The following is a 16,682-nucleotide window of genomic DNA, read 5'->3' as shown; positions in this document are numbered from 1 at the left end:
AGCCAAGGTTGAATACGATTAAGCAACACAGTCGACTTCTGCTGGGCGCCCTACTTGTGGTGCTGTCTTTATCCCTGATTTTTGTGGTGGGGTATGCGCAGGCGCTAAAGAGTTATCAGCAGCAAAGCCGCGATGCGGTAATCGCGCAAACTGACGCCGCAAGAATGGGGATCGAGCAGATCTTAAGTTCTGGTGTGCCATTACATGACATTGCTGGCCTAGAAAAGGTGCTAGCACCAATCGCATTGTCTGATAAGGCGGTGGTCGACATTCGAATGATCTCGGGACAGCAAGAGCTTTACCGTTACACCGACAGTGAATTTGAAGGCAGCGTGATTAGCATCGCGCTTCACAACAAGTTTACCCAAGTGGGGCGGCTAGAGATTGTTGTCAGTGACGAAAAAGTTCAGCGCGAGATCAGTGCCCGCTTTGTGCCAATGATTTGGCTGGTGGGGATCTTAGTCGGCTTGTTCGTATTCATGGTATTGCGAGCGCATAATCGAGCCATCTACTTTACCGCGTTTGGCATTGTCTTTTTGACTATGTCATTAAGCGTGATGTTGATGGTTGGTGCGCTCTATAAATCGGGCCTTGAGAGTAAAGCAAACTCGATGGCTAGCATTGTGACACAGCGTTTAGCTCCTGTTTTGGTGTGGGGTATTTCTCCGCAACGTATCAGTGGTGTAGATGAAATGCTAGATGGCTTTCGTCAAACCAATAAAGAAGTATCAAGCATTGTTGTTGAACAGCAAGCGCGCACAATTGCCAGCAGTCAGGCACAGCAAGCGTTGATGTCTGTCGAAGGGATGGCGGAATTCCCAATTTCAGATGAGCGTGGCAACAAGGTGACGATTGCTTTCCACCCTAAGGTGCTGCTTTCTCAATTACTCAAAATACTGAAAAACTTTGCCATTCTTTTTGCCGGCTGTGCCTTCATCTGTTTTGCTTTCATTCGTTTGCTGAGTCGCTCAGAAAACCAGAGCCATTCAGAAGTGGTCTTGGCACAAGTGAAACCGCTCTTGCTCGTTACCGTCCTGATGGAGTCCCTGATGGCGCCTGTTTTGCCTCAATACCTGACGCAAATTGCGTTGGATAACGGTGGCAGTGCAGCGTGGTCTTCATACTTTTTTACCCTGTATTTTGTTGGCTTTGCTGCGACATTGTTGCCCGCTTCTCGCTTGATAGAAATGTTTGATATTCGACGAGTGTTGAGTGCAGGGGTGATTCTTTCCAGCTTAGGCTGCGCCTTTTTAGCTTATGACAGCCATTTGACCAGCGTTTTAGTGGCGCGTTTTATCTCAGGGGTAGGGCAAGCCATCATCTTCATTGCTGTGCAAGGCTACATTCTGCGCTTTAGCGATCAGTCGAACAAAACACAAGCGGCTGGAATCATCGTCTTTTGCTTTAACGCTGGCTTTATTTCAGGAGCCGCAATCGGCGCTTTGTTGGCAGACACATTAGGTATTCAGGGCATTTTCGCGTTATCAGCGTTGATTGGAGGCTTGATGTTGATGTTCGGCATGTTACTGCCATCCATGAAAGCGGTGTGTACCGGGCAAAACAGCTTGCTTGATAACATTAAAGGGATGATGCACGAGTCTGCAACCTTGATTCGAGTGCCTGCGTTTATGCGCACCATGTTGTTAGTTGGTATGCCAACCAAAATGATGCTAACGGGTGTGGTGTCTTTCGCCGTGCCTTTGTTATTGAGTGATAAAGGCGTGGCGAAAGAAAGCATAGGCCAAGTGCTCATGGCTTATGCGTTTGCTGTGCTGTTTATCAGTGGCCGTGTTTCGCCTCTTATCGACCGATTTGGTTCAAGCAAGTGGGCCTTGTGTTTAGGTAATGCCGTTGCGGCATTGTCTCTTGGGGTGTTAGGCGCTGCCTTTTCATTGGTTGAAGCGGAATTTGTGGTGTCACTGGCGACAATTTCAATGCTGGTAATGGGCGTGGCGCATGGTTTGATTAATGCGCCGGTTGTGACGCACGTGGTGAAAGCAACCGAAGGGCACAATGCCAATTCTGTTGCAGCAACGTATCGATTTTTGGAACGATTCGGCCATGTTGCAGGTGCGATTGTGGTGGGTCAATTACTGGCGTCATTGGGTCACTTGTATGCATTTTGGGCCATTGGTGTGTTCTTCATTTTTGCCAGTGTCTTGATGTTGCTATTGGACCGTCAAAAAGCCAGTGAGGTAGCAGCATGATAAAACGCACTATTTACGGTCTGTGTTTAGTGGTCGCTTTACTGTCTTGTCAGCTACGAGCGGAATGGCCGAGTTGGTTAGGTCAGGACTTAAACCAAACGTCATCCTGGCAGGTAAGTAGCAGTGAGCACTCAGTAGCATTTCTTCCTGTGCGTGAAACACCGAGTGTTTGGGTGTTGGTATCACGTAAAGCTCGCTCTTATGACACCGCAATTGCAACCATGCTCAAAGTGTATAAGCAGGAGCTGAGTGCAACGTCATTTCGAGTGTTTTTGCTTCCTGAGACACCTAGCGCGTTGCGTCTTTGGTTAAAACAAGCAGAGCGTAATGCCAGTTTGATCTATGTCGTTGGCTCTAAGGCGACCGTTGCATTGCATGATGTTTATGCGGGTGGAACCTTACCTGTGGTATCGGTGAATGCCAAAGATCCCGTGTTACTTGGTTTAACCGATAACTACCGTACCCGTGGTAATAACTTTGCTTATACGTCGCTTAATTTGCCAGCGGATATCACGTTGAGCTTCCTCAGACGCTTTAATCCAGAGTTGCGCCAAATCGGCATTTTATACGCTAAAAGCAATACCAGCGCTTACGTAACTCAGTATTTGCCCCTCAAAGCGCAAGCAGAGAAGTCGGGCATTACGGTGTTTGGCTTCGAAGTCGACGAAAACGACCCTAATGGGGGCTTAGGCGAGGTTATGGAGCAGCAAATGTTAGCGATTAAGCAAGCCGATCCTCAACTAGAACATTCGATTCTTTGGTTAACGGGCAGTTCCAGTTTGCTAGAGCGCATGGAAGAGATCTACGCCTATACGGAGCAAGCCCCTTTGTTAACTGTGGTACCTGATGCCGTTAATGGCAGCGCAAACAGTGCGTTGATGTCGGTGGGGGTCGGATTTGAAAACAATGCTCACCAAGCGGCGCTGTATGGCATTCAAATATTGCGTGATGGCAAGTCACCGAGTGCGTTGCCTGTCGGCGTATTATCGCCACCGGACATCTCTATCAGCTTTAAACAAGCCGACCGCCTTAACGCCAAATTGCCTTTTGTTTTGATCGAAATGGCCAGCGATATCTATGCCGAAGATGGCGAGATGATCCGAGCCGCCGGTATGAGTATGGAGAAAACCAAGCCATGAAGCCGTCAATAGTGATGTGTCTATTACTGGTGATGAGCAGCTTGAACGTTGCTCACGCATTCAATCGTCCAGAGCGTTTGTTGTTAGCGACCCAAGAATGGTTTCCCTATCAGTATCAAGAGAATGGACAGATGAAAGGGGTTGGCATTGAAAAAATCAAATGCGTGATGCGGGTGATGCGCCAGCCATATCAATTCACTATGACTAAGTGGGATCGTGCCCAGCTGTTGACGGAAGTCGGCAGCCAGCATGGATTTTTCTTAGCCTCTCACAACAACAACAAGCGTGACGAATACGCGATCACGTCTGATGCCGTGGCAGAGCAAAATTGGAGCTGGTTTTCGCTTTCTGATGCCACTGATGTCAACAGCGCGATGTTCAAAAATCAAGTGGAAGTCGCCGCGTTATTTGGTTCAAACAAGTGGTTTTGGCTGCAAAAGAATGGCTATCGAGTGTCGATGAAGCCGCGCAGCGCTAAAGCCATGCTGAAACTGATGTTGAACGGAGGGGTTGGAGCCATCTTAGGCAACGATGCCGTGATTGAAGAGACGATCAAACAAATGGGCATAAGCTACCGAGCTATCTCCAAAACACGGATGAAATCTCAGCCTTTAGGCGTCTATTTTTCGAAGTCATTTACCGAAAAGTACCCGCAATTTTTAACTGAATTTAACCGCGCTAACGCACAATGTAAGGGTAAATAATATGCCTCTATCAATCAGAATTATTAGCTCTCCTGATGGCGAAAGCATTTCAGAATGGAATAAATCGTTTCCAGATGAAGGAGGCGAAATTGGTCGCGCTTTTGGGGCGACGATGCAGTTGAGTGACGCTCGCAGAGAAGTGTCAAGTTCTCACGCGTTGATCAAGAAAACTTCCCGTGGTTATCAAGTGCTGGATAACAGTACGAATGGTTTGTATATCAACGGTTCAGATACGCCGTTAGGCAAAGGCAACCAATCGACATTAAGTGATGGCGACGTCTTGGATGTTGGCCGCTACCGTTTGTTGGTCTCGTGTTTTATTCCCGAACAGGCACGCGTTAAAAGTGAAGAGCCCAACCTGCGTCAAGGCCTATTTGGCGACGATCCGTTTAGCAGCGATAACGAGCCATTAGCGACGCCTTTTACTGAAACCGAGCTTGAACCGGATTTTACGGCATCGGCTTTTGACGTTGTAGATGATGACCCGTTTCTAGGTGATGTTGCGCCACGTCGAGTTGAAACTAACGAGTTCAACTTAAGCTTTTCTGCGATCGATGATGATCCTTTAGCAGACACAGATTTGCACGCAAATTTGCCTACTCCAATGGAAGCGCTCGTTCATAACACTACCTCATCTCGCCACGAGTTAGCCGCTTATCAGCATGCGGAAGAGCGCTTGCAGCAGCAAACGGACAAAGCGCTAGAAATGGCTCTAAACCGCCTGTTGTCCGACATCGCTCCGCAAGCTGTTGAAACCATGTTTGATGACCTTTCTGCGCCGACGTTTTGGGGCGGTAAACCCAAGTACTGGGACATGTACAAACGCTACTTCACTCGCCAAGTAGAAAATCGTGACTGGCAAATAAAGTTTCATGCCTATTTTCATGATGCGATGCGCTTACAGCGTAACTTAGATGGAGGGCAAAACTCATGAGAAAGATCGGTTTACTTTTGTTGGCCACGTTGCTTTCAGGGTGCAGTTTTTGGGGCAACGACTTAGCACCTCAATTGGTGATCAATATTCAAGCTGCAGCCAACATAAATCCAAATGTGGAAGGCAAACCGTCTCCGGTTGAAGTCCGAATTTACCAGCTTAGTGACAGTCAGGCGTTCAATCAAGCCGACTTCATTCAGTTATACAGCGATGCCCAAGGTGTGTTGAAAGCCGAATTGTTGATTGCGCGTCAATTGGCCAGTGTCTTGCCAAGTGAGAACCGAAAAGAAGTCGTTCCTATGGCCTCTGAGACTAAGTACATAGGCGTGATCGCAGGGTTCGCCGATTACCGTGAAGCAAAAAATAAAGTTATTTACCAGCCTGTGGTGTTGGGTTCATCGGTCATCAATATCCAATTAGATGGCGTTAATTTATCGGTCACAGGCGAAGAGGATTAGTCATGGACAATAAAAAAGTGGTTTGGAGCGAAGGTATGTTTCTTTCGCCACAGCATTTTCAGCAGCAAGAGCGTTACGTTGAATCATTCACTCGTGAATTTGCTGGTCAAATGGTGCCACAGTGCTTTGGCTTAACTCTATTGGATTTAGATCGCTCGATGCTGAACATTGGCAAAGTGGCCGTGCGTCGAGCAAAAGGCATTTTTCCTGATGGTACGCCGTTTGAGATCAATCAGAGCCTGATACTAGAGATCGATAAAAACACCCATAGTAAAAAAGTCTATTTGGCGCTTCCTGTCACCAGACCTGGAGCGGTTGATGTCGGAGAGGATCAACGGCTGAGACATGCCTCGATTGAACACTCTGTTTTTGATACCAGCCGTGAGCACAGTGATCCTGTACCGCTTGAATTGGCCGAGTTGAATATTGAACTCAAGTTAGAAGGCGAAGAGCTGCAAGATTACACCCTGATTGCCATCGCGGATGTGAGTGAGCACAAATCAGAAGGGGCGGTTATTTTAAATCAAGCCTTTGTTCCACAGAGCCTGCATTTTGGTGTTTCTAATTATCTGAAAGATTGCGTTGCGGATGTGTACGCGCAAGTGCAATACCGCGCGCGTGCTATCTCGACCCGTTTACAAGCCGAAGATGGAAGTAAGAGCTACCAAGCGTTAATGCGTGATTACTTGTGGCTACAAGCCTTGGGTGCTTGGATGCCAAAATTGCAGCAATGGAATGAAGATTCAACGTTCCTGACTAAGCAGCTCTACTTGGAATGTTTATCAATGGCGGGGCAAATGCAGGGGCTGGAAGGGAAGATGCCTAAGTCGTTTGCAACGTGGAACCAACACGATCTGTATGGCGTGTTTTCTGCCGTATTTTCAGAGTTGTTGGTTCTACTTCGTGAAGTTCAAATTGATAACGTGACAAGCCTTGTGTGGGATACCCAGTTGTTTGTGAGCCGCAGATTGTTAAGAACGCTGGTGCAAGATCGTAGCGTTTATAACCAAGGGCGTTTCATTTTGGTGGCCACATCGCCAATAGGGGCATCACGATTGAGCGAAGAATTTCCTAAAGCGACGAAACTGGCGGGCAACAGTGACATTGCTGCTTTGGTGCGTAACGCATTATCAGGTGTTGCGCTGCGCAATCTTCCTTACGCTCCTTCCGAGCTTAAATCGAAACATGATGCTGCTTATTTTGAGGTGGATACCAAATCGGACTTATGGCAACGCTTGGTGAAAAAAGACGAACCGATCGCTTTGCACATTGATGAGCGAATCGAAGACGTCCACGTTGAATTCCACGTGATCAGGTAGGTGAACAGTGACTGGACTATTTAATGAAGAGCCGACGGTGGAAATTCACCGCCGGCAGGAACAGCCTAAAGCCAAACCTCAAGGGTTGAAAAACAGTGGGGTCGACCTTTCAGGAACCGAGCGCCTTATTGATAACTTGGCGGTGTACAGTTGCCCGTTGCTCAATGGCGCAACGGAGCTGTTCGGTATTTTAGTGACTTTGCCGCGTCAAGGAGAACCAAGGGATATTGAGCGATTCCGCCAACGTTTATTGGATGCGATTTCTGCGTTCCGTCAGCGTGGCCTTTATTTGGACTACCATCCAAGCATCATTGATAAAAGCTGTTTTGTGCTTTGTGCCGCCTTTGATGAGGCGATTCTCTACACCAGTTGGGGCGAACGCGCACGCTGGGAAAATCACTCGCTATTAAGTTCGGTATTTTCACAACGAAATGGTGGCGAAGCGTTTTTCTCTTTATTAGACAAAGCCAGCCAGCAACCCGCCAAATTGGTGGATTTCTTAGAGCTGCAATACGTGTTGTTGATGCTGGGTTTTAAAGGGCGTTACCGTCACGAAGATGAGAGTGAGTTACATGAGATCCAATCTCGGGTTTACACCGTCATTCGTCATTATCGTGGTGAAAGTGTTTTACCAGTGCCGAAAACACCTGAACTGATTGAAGGCAAGCGGCCTTGGCGGATGTTGAGTTTACCCAAAACGTTGACGTTAGCCACATTGTGCCTTGGCAGTGCTTATGCAGCGTCTGAGTATTGGTATTTCAACCGCAGCCAACCGATTTTACAGCAGTTTAGCAGCATCGATATGTCTGGCGTTAATTTGAAAAAAGCCAACAACGAATTGGTGTATGTCAGTACGGAATCGGACATAGGATTAGCCACTGCTGAGGCGGAAACCTCACAAAGCACTCAAGTTGTGCCGGTGGCGCAGCAATGGGAGGTCGTGTTAGCCGTTTTAACTCGTTCGTCCGACGCTGTACGTCTTGTCTCGGAGCTGCAAAAAGCGGGTTACGAGTCATTCACGCGTGAGACAGAGCACGGCATTGAGCTCTACTTACGTGCCGGAGACAACCTCACCCTGATCCGAAAACTGAAAAATGAATTGAACGTTCGTTTTGGTCTCAATGCGACGATTAGAAGAGCACAGAAATAACATGATGAAGAAAACAGTCGCGATGCTATTCGCAGCTCTAATGATAATAGCTGCTGCGTTTTGCTGGTGGTATTACCCAGAACCAGAAATGAACCTTGTTAAATACAGTGTTACCGCACTGGCTGCATTGGTATTGCTGGTGGTCGTGGTGTGGTGGTTCAAGCAACGTAAAAAAAGCCATCAACCAAAAGAGCAACACGATCAACAGTTATTGCTCAAACAAGACACCAAGGTCATTCAGCAGCTATTTAAGCTGGCTAGTAAGAAAATTCGTGGCCGTGGGCGCAGTAAGTTAGACAGCCTGTATAGCTTGCCGTGGTATTTGGTGATCGGCGGAGAGAAAGACGCCAAGAGCTACTTTTTACAACAAAACGGGTTAGAGCCCGTTTTGGACAAGCATTTGGGAGACAGCGATACCGAGCAATACCTGAAATTTTGGAGCAACGATCATGTGGTGATCGTGGAAGTCGGGCATCGTCTTTTTGATAGTGAAGGGGTGGATGAACGACTATGGGATGTGCTCGCACACCAATTGCTTAAGTACCGCCCTCGCCAAGGGTTGAATGGTGTTGTCTCGGTGATCGGCTGCGACCGATTGCTGCAAGGGGATCGTAAAGCTCGCCAGAAGCTCAGCAGTATCTATCAAGAAGCGGTGCTATCTATGGGCAGCACTTTGCAGTTAACTTTGCCTGTTTACAGTGTGTTTTCGAAAGCCGATACCATTGCTGATTTTGTCGAGTTTTTTGAAAGCTATTCGGGTTGCGATGTTGAAAACCCATTTGGCCTCACTTTCCCATGTGATGCACAGCGTCGTTTTGACAAACACAAATTTGAAGCACAAAGCAAAGCCTTGGTGAAATCCATGGCAGAGCAGCAATTTGAACTGCTGCGGAACATCAGCAAAGAAAAGTCGGGCTCTGTGATCGCATTGCCCTATCAACTGCGTATTTTCTTTGAAAGAGTGAACGAACTGCTGACGGATATTGGCCGAGAAAACCGAGTTCGTGAAGCGGTATGGCTAAGGGGTGCTTACCTTCTGTCTTGTGGTCAGAAAGGCAATGAACATGACTTGCTGACTCAAGTGGTTGCTGACCGCGCAGAATTTAACAGCCAAAGTACTCGTGAGCAGTTTCCGAGCCGCCGTAGCTACTTTTCTACCCGCTTGTTTAGCCATGTGATCCTGCCTGAAAGTGGCATCACAGGCGTAAATCAGATACGCCATATGGGTTATTTGGCGGCGCGTAGTATGATGATTCTATTGGTGATCGCATCACTTGCTTCCGTTGGTTTACTGCTAAAAGACAACTGGAATCAAGATGAGCAGTGGCGAGCGGATGCCATGACGCAACTGCGACTTTACGGCGTTGATATTCACCGTTTGGAAAATAACTATTCGTTGTCTGACATGGTTGCGGTGCTCAATGAACTGCGTAGTGTTGCGGCGGCCGGGATTGAACCTAAAGCCTGGTATCAATTGGTGAGTACCAAGCAAAGTGATACAGCAGAGCGCATTTATTCTACTTACCAAGAGCAGTTAAATGTCATTTTACTGCCCAAGCTTGAAGAGCTGATCAGCTCGGAGCTCTACGTTTACGTCAATTTAGGTAACCCAAGTAAAGTCTTCGAGATTTTGCGTTATTACCAAATGCTGTTTGATAAACAGCAACTAAACATTGATGAAATGCAACGTTACTTGTTGGATAACCTCAAAGATCAGGGCGATGTCTCCTCAGATGACATCAACGTTTTGGCGTTGCTCATTGAAGACTTATTTAACAGCGATTATGCGAGCCGTCTAGAGCCGAACGCGGCCTTGATTTCGGTCGCAGCAAACAACTTAGAAGGCTTGTCGCCAGAGCGCCTTATTTATGCTCGTATTAAAGGGCTGCCGCAATATCGAAGCCAAGTTGATATTCGCCGCCAGCTTGGAGATAAATTCGACACCAGCTTTGAGTTTTCAGAAGGATTTCATGGCTATTTGATCCCGGAAATATTTACCAAGCAAGGTTATAGCCAGTTGGATCTGAGTGCCAAATCTGAATTGCTTCGCCGCCAGTTGAGTGAGTTTAAATCGATTCAAGGTGATATGTCTGGCGCTTCCATAACGGAGTTAACCGACCTCAGTAAGCAGATCCAGCGTTTGTACTTTGCAGACTACATCTATTACTGGAAAGACTTGGTGAACAACATTCACATCAAACAATTCAATTCACCTGTTGAGTTTGCGTACGCGCTAAAAGCGGCCCGTGAGCCAGTCACCAGCCCAGTGTTGGATGTGCTTGGCGCTGTGGTGGTCAATACCACTCTTGCAGTTGAAGAGCAGCCAGATACACGAGGCAACAAACGAGTAGCAAGTCAGTTAGGGCTGAAAAAAGTGGCTAAAGGCTTGTCTAAAGCTGACAAAATTAACCGCGCTGTAGGCGGGAAATTGATTCGTTTACAGCCTTCTTTTGTCGTAAATGAGGCCTTTATTGGTTACGCCAATTACATCAATGGCACAGGAAAGGCGGGAGATTCCGTGCCATTGGATGGGCTCATTCAACAATTTGATTCTCTTAATGGTTACTTTGATGACGCCCTTTCCAGTGCTGATCCTGGTAAAGCCATGCACGCGTATGCGTTAGCACATGCTGCGGGTAGCCAAGATGCCATTGTGTTATTTCAAAGACAGGGCAGTAAAGCGCCAAATCAAGTGGCGAAATGGACCAAGAACTTGGCGCAGCAGGCTTGGCGTCAAGTCGTCTCTGGCAGCGTTGGTTACCTCAATCAGCAATGGGATGAGCGAGTGTATCAGTTTTATGTCGCAGCGATTGAAGGACGCTTCCCATTTGCTAAGCATGGCCGTGGAGAAGTGGACTTAACTGATTTCGCGTCCTTCTTTAAACCGCAAGGCCGGGTAGAGCAGTTCATTGACGAGATGTTGAAACCTTTTGTTTATTGGGACAACGGGACGTTAAAACTCAACGAAGTCGACGGGTTAACCTTGCCGTTAAGTGGTCAAGCAAGAAACCAGCTTCGCCAAGCTCGTAAGTTAAGTCAGACTTTCTTTGGGCCAACAGGTCAGGAGTTGGCACTCAAATTTGCACTTCGAGCGAGCTCGATGAACACCTCAGTCACTCAGTTTCAAATTCGCGAAGCAGAGAGTGTGTTCGACTACCGTCACGGCCCACGAGTTTGGACGGAAGTGAGTTGGCCTACTACGGGGGTTGAGGGATACCTGACGACTAACTTCTATCAAGGTGAAAATCGCGTAGCGACCCGATCTTATACAGGGCAATGGGCTCTGTTCAGAGCGCTATTTGATGGCGATTCAACCAAAACAGCGACTCGTTTAGTCAGGAAGCTCAATTATAAGCTTAACGACAATCGCATCGTAATTGATTACACCCTACGGGATTCAAACCAAACACTGGATAAATCATTGTTTACCAGTTTTGCGCTGCCCAAACATTTGTAAGTTTATGATTTAACACTGGCTATTTTTTCTGCCAGCGAATGAGAGTGTGAAGGTCATGAGGAGCTACATCATGGCCGACACCGCTCGATACTTCATTTAGGAGAAGCAACATGCTCGACAACATTAGTAACGCCACCTCTTTTGGTAAAACTTTATACGACGAAATCGGCAATGCAAATGACGGCGATTCAAAAACTAGTTTGAATGGTTTGGCAATTGGAGAGGGTGCGTTTGATTTGGGCACAGGCCTACTTGATAGCACGCCGCTAGGAAAGGCCATTGATATTCCGGTTGAATTAGTAGAAGGCGGATTCGGCAAAATTGAAAAGACCAAGGTTGTCGAAACCGTAAAGCAAAAATTCCATGCCTATGTCAGCCAAAAAACTGCCAACTCCGTTTCTGCGTTTACCACGCCAACGGTGTTATCTAAAGACCGACGCGGCGCACTTCAAGGGAAAAAAGGCCAAGATTGGCTAAGTGGTGCAGAAGGCATTTACAAAAAGCATCAGGGTGAACGTTTCTATAAGATGCAGCGCAAATTGCAAGACAAAGCGCGTGGCTTGAAAAAGAACCCTATCAAGGTCGCAAAAGTCCCATTGAGCATTGTGCCATTAGGTGAAGTCGCTAAGTTTGCCATTAAAGGTGGCGAATATGTGGTCGGGAAATTTGCTGGTGCAAGGCGAGATCGTAAGAAAAACGAATATACCTCAGATGGCAATCGCCAGATGCTTGAAGCCAAGTTGGGTAAGCAAGAATATAACCGAGAAAAAGCCAAATGGCAGTCGAAAGACATTGCGGATTTGGGGCCGAAGATCCAGCGTAACCTTTATAAATTAAAGCAGTCAGTAGAGATCTTAAATTCACGCAAGCAGCAGTTGAACTTATGCAGCGCAAAACACGCACAAGATCCTAATAATCCGGCGAATGTGCGCGCTTTGGTGAAAAGTCGTGAAGACGCGGCAATGAGCTTGTATGAGGTGAAGCATTACGTAGAAAAAGTCTCAGACATGTGTAAAGCGATGGAAGCGACGGCGTTTACCATCAACACCTATATGGAAGGTTTGAAGCAGGTTACCGACTCTTCTGAAAGCGACATCATGAAGAGTTTTTAAGGCCAATTGATGACACTTAAACATCAGTCTGTTACGTGCGATTCGGAAGAGACTTCGATGCAAAGGACTTTTTTCCACTCGGTGGAAGAGGACTGGTGTCTACAACGACTGACAAAGCGTTATTCGAATCAACAAGCGATGAGTCGAGAGTGGCAAGCGTTGACGGCATGTGCGGGGGTGTACGTGCAAAAGGCGCTTGAATTCGATACGGATAAAAAGGTGATGCATCTGGTTTACGAGCAGCAGGCCAAGCCATTGTCGAGGTTCGAGTTCCAAGACGCTGAAACTTTTGTCGGTATGTTACCTATCATCATTCGTGCTATTCACCATTGTCATCAATGTGGTTGGGTGCACGGGGATATTAAGCCAAGCAATATTTTGTTTCTTCCTCATTTGGACTCGATTTTGTTGATTGATTTCGGAGCGAGTTACCCGCTAGGGACACGAAGAGAAGACTTAACGTGTTGGCAAGCAAGTCAAACCTTCGCCTCTTCTGAGCAGTGGCGAGGAGAAGGTGTCGTTACTCAGGCGGACGATTGGCACGCCTTAAAAAAAATGATCAATCAGTTCGTTCGCTCTCCCATAGGGCATAAGCAAAGAAAGACGGCGGTTTCAATTAGAGAGTCGCTCGATGGTTGGTTGCGCCGCTCTGAGGTGGCTAAACCAACCCATAACAATAACTAGGAGGGCACCATGCCTGTTTCAATTGCTGACGTTGAAAACGTGGTAGATACCACTGGATGGAATATCCAAGAGATAGAAACCTTATATGCGCGTGTGAATGTGGTGAATTATTTATCGTCATTAGAAGTGCAAAAAAAAGCGGTGTTCGCATCGGATGCGATGGCAAATTTTCTGGTCGATACAACACCTCTAGATGACGCCACGGCGTTATTGAAGAAAGGCTGCTGTATACCAAAGCTGGCCACAAAATCTCTCAGGTGGCTGAAGGTGTAAGAACTGCGATTACTAACAGTCGACCAGCTGTAGCTTTAAAAAATATGGCCGATAAAGCTGCCAAAGCGGTTGATAAAATCAAAAGAAAAATCGAAGAATTATTGGAAAAATTCGTGAGTAAAATGATGAGCTTTTTCAAGAAAGCTTATTCCGATATCGCTTGGGTGACCTCTTTTATTACGGAGGTTGCAGGGTGGTTAGTGGCGTCTTTAAAAGCCGACATTACGAACGCTATTCCAGTCTGGGCTTATGTGCAAAGTGCTTCTGATTTGTATAAAGGGTTAAAAACAACCGTTGAAGGCGTGACCACTTACGTGTCTTTGAAATTATCTGGACGTGGGGTTTCTCTAAAGAGTGGTCACCCAGAAATCATTGCAAGAGATCTGCGCTCGCATATGACGGCCAAAGCGCTATTGGGTGCAAAAGATGCGGGCGTGTCCGTTGGTAAAATTGCCCTTACCGCGACTGGCGACACCATCGGAATTGGATCGATTCTAAGTTATGTGGCCACCGCATTGCAGAAGATTTTTAAGCTGATTGATTTCATTATTCAACGCGTGAATTTACACCGAGTGTTGAAGAAAGCGAAGAAAGAGCAAGGTAATTTGCTCAACTGTTCTTCGATAGCTTTGGATGCGAAGCGATTCAATGATTGGTTTACTAACTCCTTGGCACTGAGCCCTGTATTAGGTGCACTACTGATGCACTCAGGAGCTATCGCTCACCCATATAGTTTCTTATCTTTATTGGATAGGTTAGGGCGTGTGCGTACCGATGCGCAGCTTCAGTACACTAAGGGGTCTAAGCATATTGAAAACATGAAGCAGGCCTCTGGCGGTTACATTCGTGAATACACGGCGGAATACAACGTCATCTTTGCCAGCGACGTTTCGTGGCAAAATGAATTGTTGAAGCAGCAGCAAGGTTTGGAAGGAGCGCATGTCATTACTTCTGATGTGAAGCGTCCTGAGTTCCAACCACTACAACGTCAAAATGCGATTCGCCGTCATCCGCCTAAGTTACAGCGTGCTAATGCATTCCGTGGTAGACCCGCAATTTAGTGATCTGAATACTCGGTAGATAAAAGCCAGCAAACATATCTGTTTGCTGGCTTTTTTGTTTGCCCAGCGAAGCTGGCAAACCCATTAGGCTGAAAGAAGCCTAAATCACCCTGATTGAGGGGAAGATAATCCGAATCGCAAGGGCGTTGCTGGCCAACGGCAGGGTTTGAAGGAAGCGATAGGAAGTTAACAGTACACAACGAAAGTGAACCTGATTCGGCAATTTAGGTGGGTAAGCGTGCAAAATAGCGTGAAGCCCGATACTCAATCAGACCTAGATTGTGCTTGAGGGTGGCATTGTTAACAGGGAGCCAGTGCAGTAACTGGGGAAGCCTGACACCACATCCGAGCAAACGTCGGAAGCATAAACTCAAGGCGAGAGCCAAGATCTATGTTGGTGCGAGGTGGCAGATGAATCCGTAGTAGTGAGTAAAGCTCGGCCGGTGAAGCCCAGTAATGGTGTGGAGGATAAAACTGAGCTGACCATCAGTAACACGTCTGATGGGACAACATTTTGCCAAAAGCAATCTGGTGTTGCGAAGGGATGAAGTACATTTTAAGTCTGTGATGAGCAGATGTTTTTTTTTCAGTGGTATACAAGTTGATTAGCTATCGAGGTATTCCGTCTCGGTCTTTGTGAAAGCAAAGCACTGAAGCGAGAAACCGTACAAGGGAGTAACTCTGACTCACTCTAGTAAATTGCCATTGAGCTAGAAGGCTAGAGAGTGGAGTGAAATACACCAACACTGTGAGAGAGCATTTGTCCCCACACGGCACACAATCTAAAGGAAACAGTTGAGAGTTTACTACAGTTTATATGGTCACTTGCTCCACAAAGAGCGACTCTATAAAGGATTTAAAAAAGTGTGGAAAGCGAAAGGCGCGGCCGGAATAGATAGGCAGAGCCTAAGCGACTACGCTCAAAATCTGAGTGATAACCTAGATCAACTTCTTCTGGAACTCAAAACCAAGCGATACACCCCTCAACCCGTCAGACGGGTAGAAATACCGAAAGATGATGGTGGGGTGCGATTACTTGGGATCCCAACAGTACGGGATAGAGTTGTCCAACAAGCTCTAAATGATCTATTAACCCCAATCTTCGAAGAGCAGTTTCACCCATCCAGCTTTGGGTATAGACCGAATCGAAGTTGTCACGATGCTATAAACAAAGCGACGATGTTCATCCGTCGATACGGAATGCAACACGTCGTAGATATGGACTTATCGAAGTGCTTCGATAAGCTCGACCACGAGCTTATTCTAAAAAGCATTAAGAAACGAGTCACAGACAGTAGCGTACTGGAGCTCATCAAACAGTTCCTGAAAAGTGGCGTAATGGTTGATGGAGAGTGGCAGCATACCGAGATAGGTAGTCCGCAAGGTGGAGTAATAAGCCCACTGATAGCGAACATCTATCTGGATGCGTTTGATCAAGAGATGCGAAAGCGAGGACATCGAATAGTCCGTTATGCCGACGACATACTGATCTTCTGTCGCAGCCGTAAAGGTGCAGAAAATGCGCAAGTACAGGCAACGAAGGTCCTGGAAAAACAGCTCAAGTTAACGGTGAACGAAACCAAATCACACATAGCGCACAGCGGCGAAGGTGTGAAATTCCTTGGAATAGAAATCGGTAGCCATTATAGCCGTATTCAGCCAAAGAAAATGTCGACGTTCAAAGGAAAGTTGAAGCGAGTGACAAGACGCAATGGCGGTAAGCCATTGTTAGAAGTCATTAAACAACTGAATCCACTTCTGAGAGGGTTCAGCCAGTACTTTCGAATAGCGAATGCCAACAGGGAGTTTAAGAAACTGGCCGCGTGGTTAAGGCGAAGACTTCGCAGCGTCCAATTACGATTATGGAAAAAACCGACCCGACTCCACCGCAGGCTAAGACAGCTAGGTTACGAAGGGTCATTCAGGTATATCTGTATGGATAGTTGGAGAAATGCTGCGAGTCCATTAGCCAGTTACTCGATGCCAAATCAATGGTTTAACGACCTTGGATTAGTGAATCTTGAACACGTTAGGACAGGATATGTGTTCAGCCATTATGCTGAATGGAAATGTGCATGAGCCGTATACGAGGTCCGTACGTACGGTTCTGTGAGAGGGATGAGGCGGAGACGCCTCACCCTACTCGATGCATCGAGGATAGTTGTATTAACTATACGTCATGAC

General features: G+C 46.9%; 13 protein-coding genes. All 13 read left to right on the top strand.

Annotated elements, in window-relative coordinates; all coding sequences use genetic code 11:
• Window positions 1–8: 8 nt before the first annotated feature.
• The 13 genes from VTAP4600_RS19715 to ltrA all read left to right on the top strand — a co-directional run bounded on the left by VTAP4600_RS19715 (window position 9) and on the right by ltrA (window position 16,577).
• Window positions 9–2,207, top strand: a complete 2,199-nt coding sequence (locus VTAP4600_RS19715) for an MFS transporter (protein WP_102524488.1) — start codon at window positions 9–11, stop codon at window positions 2,205–2,207.
• On the top strand, window positions 2,204–3,346 hold the full coding sequence (locus tag VTAP4600_RS19710; protein WP_102524487.1) for an ABC transporter substrate-binding protein: 1,143 nt from the start codon (window positions 2,204–2,206) through the stop codon (window positions 3,344–3,346). The genes VTAP4600_RS19715 and VTAP4600_RS19710 overlap by 4 nt, the downstream gene beginning before the upstream one ends.
• Window positions 3,343–4,050 (top strand): substrate-binding periplasmic protein, encoded by a 708-nt coding sequence (locus VTAP4600_RS19705; protein WP_102524486.1) that lies wholly within the window; start codon window positions 3,343–3,345, stop codon window positions 4,048–4,050. Before VTAP4600_RS19710 ends, VTAP4600_RS19705 begins: the two co-directional genes overlap by 4 nt.
• A 1-nt stretch (window position 4,051) precedes the next feature.
• Window positions 4,052–4,984: a type VI secretion system-associated FHA domain protein gene (locus VTAP4600_RS19700; RefSeq protein ID WP_102524485.1), complete on the top strand. Its 933-nt coding sequence runs from the start codon at window positions 4,052–4,054 to the stop codon at window positions 4,982–4,984.
• Window positions 4,981–5,442, top strand: coding sequence for a type VI secretion system lipoprotein TssJ (gene tssJ / locus VTAP4600_RS19695; RefSeq protein WP_102524484.1), 462 nt, complete (start codon window positions 4,981–4,983; stop codon window positions 5,440–5,442). The genes VTAP4600_RS19700 and tssJ overlap by 4 nt, the downstream gene beginning before the upstream one ends.
• 2 nt (window positions 5,443–5,444) lie before the next feature.
• Window positions 5,445–6,761 (top strand): type VI secretion system baseplate subunit TssK, encoded by a 1,317-nt coding sequence (tssK, locus tag VTAP4600_RS19690; RefSeq protein ID WP_102524483.1) that lies wholly within the window; start codon window positions 5,445–5,447, stop codon window positions 6,759–6,761.
• A 7-nt stretch (window positions 6,762–6,768) separates the two neighbouring features.
• Complete coding sequence (gene icmH / locus VTAP4600_RS19685; RefSeq protein ID WP_102524482.1) at window positions 6,769–7,911, top strand: type IVB secretion system protein IcmH/DotU; 1,143 nt, start codon at window positions 6,769–6,771, stop codon at window positions 7,909–7,911.
• A 1-nt stretch (window position 7,912) separates the two neighbouring features.
• Window positions 7,913–11,368 carry a type VI secretion system membrane subunit TssM gene (gene tssM, locus VTAP4600_RS19680; RefSeq protein WP_102524481.1) on the top strand — a complete coding sequence of 1,152 codons (3,456 nt, stop codon included), beginning with the start codon at window positions 7,913–7,915 and terminating at the stop codon, window positions 11,366–11,368.
• 110 nt (window positions 11,369–11,478) lie between these two features.
• Entirely contained in the window at window positions 11,479–12,480 is a 1,002-nt protein-coding gene (locus VTAP4600_RS19675; RefSeq protein ID WP_102524480.1) for a hypothetical protein, read from the top strand.
• 57 nt (window positions 12,481–12,537) lie between these two features.
• The gene (locus tag VTAP4600_RS19670; RefSeq protein WP_102524479.1) at window positions 12,538–13,164 is read left to right on the top strand and encodes a protein kinase domain-containing protein; all 627 of its coding nucleotides are present in this window, start codon (window positions 12,538–12,540) and stop codon (window positions 13,162–13,164) included.
• Window positions 13,165–13,173: 9 nt separating this feature from the next.
• On the top strand, window positions 13,174–13,437 hold the full coding sequence (locus tag VTAP4600_RS19665; protein WP_102524478.1) for a hypothetical protein: 264 nt from the start codon (window positions 13,174–13,176) through the stop codon (window positions 13,435–13,437).
• A gap of 44 nt (window positions 13,438–13,481) precedes the next feature.
• Window positions 13,482–14,498 carry a hypothetical protein gene (locus VTAP4600_RS19660; protein WP_145958599.1) on the top strand — a complete coding sequence of 339 codons (1,017 nt, stop codon included), beginning with the start codon at window positions 13,482–13,484 and terminating at the stop codon, window positions 14,496–14,498.
• A gap of 795 nt (window positions 14,499–15,293) precedes the next feature.
• Entirely contained in the window at window positions 15,294–16,577 is a 1,284-nt protein-coding gene (ltrA, locus tag VTAP4600_RS19655) for a group II intron reverse transcriptase/maturase (RefSeq protein WP_102521018.1), read from the top strand.
• Window positions 16,578–16,682: the final 105 nt, after the last annotated feature.

It is taken from the genome of Vibrio tapetis subsp. tapetis (assembly GCF_900233005.1).
GTDB classification, from domain to species: Bacteria; Pseudomonadota; Gammaproteobacteria; order Enterobacterales; family Vibrionaceae; genus Vibrio; species Vibrio tapetis.
This window is presented reverse-complemented; position numbering and strand designations above follow the sequence as displayed.

Coding starts and splice junctions, on each gene's coding strand:
- VTAP4600_RS19710 (WP_102524487.1), top strand. CDS start 2,204: ATGATAAAACGCACTATTTACGGTCTGTGTTTAGTGGTCGCTTTACTG.
- VTAP4600_RS19705 (WP_102524486.1), top strand. CDS start 3,343: ATGAAGCCGTCAATAGTGATGTGTCTATTACTGGTGATGAGCAGCTTG.
- VTAP4600_RS19700 (WP_102524485.1), top strand. CDS start 4,052: ATGCCTCTATCAATCAGAATTATTAGCTCTCCTGATGGCGAAAGCATT.
- tssJ (WP_102524484.1), top strand. CDS start 4,981: ATGAGAAAGATCGGTTTACTTTTGTTGGCCACGTTGCTTTCAGGGTGC.
- tssK (WP_102524483.1), top strand. CDS start 5,445: ATGGACAATAAAAAAGTGGTTTGGAGCGAAGGTATGTTTCTTTCGCCA.
- tssM (WP_102524481.1), top strand. CDS start 7,913: ATGATGAAGAAAACAGTCGCGATGCTATTCGCAGCTCTAATGATAATA.
- VTAP4600_RS19675 (WP_102524480.1), top strand. CDS start 11,479: ATGCTCGACAACATTAGTAACGCCACCTCTTTTGGTAAAACTTTATAC.
- VTAP4600_RS19670 (WP_102524479.1), top strand. CDS start 12,538: ATGCAAAGGACTTTTTTCCACTCGGTGGAAGAGGACTGGTGTCTACAA.
- VTAP4600_RS19665 (WP_102524478.1), top strand. CDS start 13,174: ATGCCTGTTTCAATTGCTGACGTTGAAAACGTGGTAGATACCACTGGA.
- VTAP4600_RS19660 (WP_145958599.1), top strand. CDS start 13,482: ATGGCCGATAAAGCTGCCAAAGCGGTTGATAAAATCAAAAGAAAAATC.